This is a genomic window from Deferribacterota bacterium (assembly GCA_034189185.1).
Lineage (GTDB): Bacteria > Chrysiogenota > Deferribacteres > Deferribacterales > UBA228 > UBA228.
Window position 1 is genome coordinate 1 of the sequence record JAXHVM010000125.1, and the last position, 5,303, is coordinate 5,303.

Below are 5,303 nucleotides of genomic sequence, written 5' to 3' on the forward strand. Positions count from 1 at the left end.
ATTTAATTGAAATATAAAATAAAGTGATATATAATAAAATATTATTAATAAAACAATTATTTAATATAGAGGTGATTTATGAACCTAATAGAAATGTATAAGGATTTTATAAAAATAAATGAGACAAAGAACCTATCTGAAAGGGAGAATTTATCAAAGGATTTTTTCGAAAAACTAAACTATCTTACATATCCTGAATATTTTAATTGGGCTAATGATGTATTTGAAGGGATTCATGTAACTGAAAGAGGAGACAACACTGCACTTCTTTGGATTAACGTCGATAATAACACCCATGAAAAATTTACCTATAAATATGTATCCATAAAGGCCAATAAAATTTTAAATTTATTAATACAACATGGTGTTACAAAGGGGAACAATATTTATTTAATGATACCAGCCACCCCTGAAATCTGGTTTTTTATGGTTGCAAATATAAAAGGTGGAATAATAACCGTTCCAACACCGGCAAATATGACCCAAAGAGAATTAGAATATAGATTTAAATCATATCCTCCAAATGTATTAGTTACAGAAAGTAGTACGACGCAAATAATAGATAAAGCATTAGAAACAACAAATACTAAGCCCAAAATAAAAATAGTTATTGGCAATGATAAAAATGGATGGGTTAACTACACAAAGATTAACGATATGCCATCAGAGGCAGAGGCTGCAAAAACTAAGCCAAAGGATATAATATTTTGTCTCTTTACTTCTGCAACAACAGGAATGCCTAAGAAAGTTGCCCAATCTGCAGTATCATATCCAGTAGGCCACATGTCTACTGCAAACCTAATTGGTATAACAACTACTGATATTCACAACAACTTAAGCTCCCCTGGTTGGGCTAAATGGGCATGGAGCTCACTTTTCGCACCATTAATAGTTGGAGCAACTACTACATCAATATATACAAGCGAAAAATTTAACCCAGAAAAATACTTGCAAGCTTTAGCAGATTACAATATTAGCACCTTCTGTGCTCCACCAACAGCATACAGACAATTCATACTTCAAGACCTAAATAGATTCAATTTAACAAATTTAAGAGAATGCGTTAGCGCAGGTGAACCTTTGAATCCTGAAGTTATAGAAAAATGGAAACATCATACAGGCATAACTATAAGAGATATTTATGGGCAGACTGAAACCACTGCAATGATAGGTAATCCACCATGGTTTAAAAATAAAATAAAGCCCGGCTCTTTTGGAGTGCCCCATTATATGTATGATATAATATTAACTGATGATGATGGTAATGAAATTAAAAATACAGATGAAGTTGGTAACATTGTTATTAGATTAAACAAATGGAGAGCAGTTGGACTATTTCACGAATACATTGGAGATGAAAAATTGACCAATGAAGTTTTAAGACAAAATCTGTATTTCACAGGTGATAAAGCATATAAAGATGCCGATGGTTATTGGTATTTTGTCTCAAGGGGTGATGATATTATAAAATCCTCAGACTACAGGGTAGGCCCCTTTGAAGTAGAAAGCGCATTAATGGAACATGAGGCAGTAGCAGAATCAGCAGTTGTAGGAAGCCCTGATCCAATAAGATGGCAGTTAGTAAAGGCTTATATTATTCTAAAGCCTGGCTATGCAGCCACTAAGGAAACAGCTAAAAGTATTTTTCAGAAAATGGATACAATCCTACCAAAATATAAAGTACCAAGAATAATAGAATTTGTAGATGAATTGCCCAAAACAATAAGTGGTAAAATTAGAAGAAAAGAATTAAAAATTAAAGAAGAAGAATTAAAGAAAAAGGGAAAAAGAAGTAACAGAGAGTATTATTATTCAAATTTATTAAAATAATTTACAACTTTTCAAAAAAGTAAAAAAATATTTTCTACTAATATCAAATTATTTTAATTATTATTTACTTGACAATTAAATTATAATAATTTAAAATGCATAACATAATTATAATTCTATAGATAGAGGAGAAATATGAAAAGAATTATTTGTTTTTTAATTATTGCACTCCTATTTAACTTAAAGATCTATTCCTACAACTTGCCCTTTAATCTAAAGCTTTTAAATCAAAGGGATCAAAATAGAAATAATCTCTATGGGCCGATTAATGAATATAACGCTTTTATCAACTATGAGCTTGGTATGCACTGTGTTGGATTCGATATGTCTTATTGCTGTATAATACCACCTTATAATTCAATACAGGCACAAATTATCAAATCTGGTGATTTAAATACAAATCCACAGTTAGTAGATCAAAATAGCGGCATAAAACCATACTATTTTATTAGGGACAACTCATATTCTGAAGGTAATAAAATGCTCTTTTGGGGTATATCTAAGGATATCGATGGGGATGGACTATTTAATTCGCCCAATGAGAATTTTGCAAATTATGTATGGGATCATCTATTTATATATGAAGATCTCCTTGGCACACTTCCATCTAATTTAAATGAAAATAATAGATTATATGTAGGAATTGATATGCCAATACCAATAGATGCAGGCCCAACTGGCATGCCTATTAGTGGTGATTATTTAGAGTACTGGGGAGACAAAGGTGGAAACATTGTTTTTGTTGATACCCTAATACCATGGTTAAAAAATATACCAATTGCATTAACTGCATCAAAAATTTGGGATGCTTTAGGTCTTCCTCTAACTGCCTTTTATGACTCAAAAAGAAAAGGCTCCATTAGAAATATCACAGATAAGGACTTTTATCCTTACCAAGAATCAGTTGTTCAATTGCAAGATGAGTCTGGAAATCCCTTATACATTGATGATAAAATGATGGAATTCTTTGGAACAAACCCAGTGGATATGCCAAATTGCTACATTTGTCATTCAGGCAATGGTCTAGCTGCAAGGCTAGCTGCTAGAGAAGGACTAGTAAAATCAAAACAAGAATACAACTATTGGAAAAACAATTACACTGATATAAGCGAATTTCTAGCGCGCCAAAAAGAAGGTTCAATCAATATATTAGAATTACATGACGCACACTATGGAACAAACTTTTTAAGGGAATACAACCCTAACGCAGCAACTAATAGGCTAGGTTCTGTAGGAGCTGTCAATTGTGCAGATTGCCATGGCGATAATATTTCAGCCAATTTATTGTCACCTCGTGAAAAACTAACTGGCTACACTCCAAAAAAAGGTAGACCACTTTCAAAGGCAATTCACACTTCACATTTAAGATTTGCCCCTATGCCTGATAAAGCTGGCAGAACTCAAGTTTGCCAGTCATGCCACCCAACCCATTGGCAAGTCCCTGCAATGAATGATTTTAATAACAACCCCTTTTCTTTAATAGATTATGATGGTAATCCAAAGTATTCTGATTCAGATGTAAGAATCTCTGGTGGTGGATGTTTTCTTAGAAGAGATGCCCATACAAACCCTTATGTAGAGCCGCCCTTTTTCCTTAATGAGATTGGAAAATGGTATTTTAACGAAGTATCAAAAAAGGATGAATATGGGAATGAAATTGAGGAGATAAGAGGACTTTATTGTACCAATTGCCACAACAAACTCTCAGTAGAGCTATATCGATATGACAATTTGGACAATGTAATAACACAAGAGGGTAAAACCTTAAGAAATAAAAGTATAAATGAGGTTATAGAGGTTTTAGCAAATAATGACAGTAATTATTTTAGAGATTATTTAGCTGATCCAAAAATAATAACAGAAAATGACACACCTCTACTTGATTATTACAGACAATACGAGGGTGCTATCTTAGCAAAGAGCGAAGGGGAAGGGAGTGTTTTGCCCTGGTATGACAACAAAGGAGAAGAAGTTAAATATGCTGAGGTATCAGCTGGATATGATTACTGGCTAGCTGCCGGAGAACCCCATTGTGCCAACTGCCATATAGCGCCCTTTGTTGAATCTGAAGGCGGAAAATACTTTCCAATTGATCAGGAAAAGAAATATTCCCTATACAGATATTCAAAAGCACACGGTGATATAGCTTGCCAATCATGCCATGAATCTATACATGGTTTATATCCAGTTAGATATGAAGGCCCTAATAATACTGTTGATACAACTACTCATAGGCAAGCGCTACAGTTCTCTCCTGATGGAAAATATGCAGGGCCAGTCACCTGTGTAGCTTGTCACACAGTGGGTGAAACAGGAGTACCTGTTCAACTTAGATCAACTGACTACTATAATGATTATTACGCCTCTGTTGTTTTAATGCATTTTATGAGAGGTGATGATATTAATCTTCCATTAGAGGAACTTTTAGAAAAATACCCTTATGATAAGTCTAGAGCTATTGTTGAAAAAGGTTGGAATTAAATAAAAAAAGTATTATATAGAGCTAAATCTTTTATTAACAATATTATATAATTTGCTATTAATTCCTTTAATCCATTTTCCAGGAATTAATAGCGTTGTCTTAACTACACCAGGCAATCTACCAATATCGACTGAACCAGTAATAGTAGCTCTATTTTTTATTTCATTAATATCTTTATTAAATAGTAAAGCTATCCTCTCTAAAGAATTTAAAGCTGCTTCATTTAAATCTTTGCCGCTTCCAATAAATTGTAATGGGTAATATTCCAAATCTGCCTCAAGACCATATCTTTCTGCCAATTTATTAATACTATCTTTCTCATTGTCATCATATTTTTTTGCAATCTTAGGGATATCTCTCTCTAATGGTATAACAATTGGGCCATCAATATTTAATCCTTTTATTAGATCAAGATCTAAAATAACTTCTGCACTAACATCTGTAGTATGACCTGCAATTTCACCATTGCCCTGCATAGCATGAACATCCCCAACATAGAGACCTGCCCCATTTATTTTCACAGGTGCAATAATAGTAGCACCCTCTGTAACGGAATTACAATCTAAGTGACCATCAGTTCTTAAGGCTAGCTCACTCTCTTTCAATGAATATTTATGATTGGCATTAACTAAAAAGTATCCAAAATCACCTGCATTATGTGACGACGGCAGTTTTATAGCTGGACATGTTCCGATATTTCCAATCATTGGTATAACCCTTGATGCAACAGGTTCAAAATCTGATCTTGCTAAAATATTGCATGAATACTGCCTAGAATAAGCTGGCAGAGCACCAAAACCTTTTGCATTTTTTACAATCTCATCAGTCATATCTCTATCTACAGTTATTCCAAAGCTTCTTAAATCATCAAATATCATTGTATACCCATTTTTTATTCTAAAAGGTAAAACAGGCACGTTACATTTACTACATTTTATTGAACCCTCTCCAACACCATCTACATAAGTTTTTGGATTTACTGTCCCACAAT

General features: G+C 33.3%; 3 protein-coding genes. 2 read left to right on the forward strand and 1 reads right to left on the reverse strand.

Annotated elements, in window-relative coordinates; all coding sequences use genetic code 11:
* Nucleotides 1-78: 78 nt before the first annotated feature.
* Both SVN78_08115 and SVN78_08120 read left to right on the forward strand, forming a co-directional pair.
* A complete protein-coding gene (locus SVN78_08115) occupies nucleotides 79-1,830 on the forward strand; it encodes an AMP-binding protein (protein MDY6821569.1) in 1,752 nt (583 codons plus the stop codon).
* A gap of 135 nt (nucleotides 1,831-1,965) precedes the next feature.
* Nucleotides 1,966-4,311: a hypothetical protein gene (locus SVN78_08120; GenBank protein ID MDY6821570.1), complete on the forward strand. Its 2,346-nt coding sequence runs from the start codon at nucleotides 1,966-1,968 to the stop codon at nucleotides 4,309-4,311.
* Between the two features lie 12 nt (nucleotides 4,312-4,323).
* Here the strand turns inward: SVN78_08120 and SVN78_08125 are convergent.
* On the reverse strand, nucleotides 4,324-5,303 hold a 980-nt coding region (locus SVN78_08125; protein ID MDY6821571.1), incomplete at its 5' end, for an acetamidase/formamidase family protein.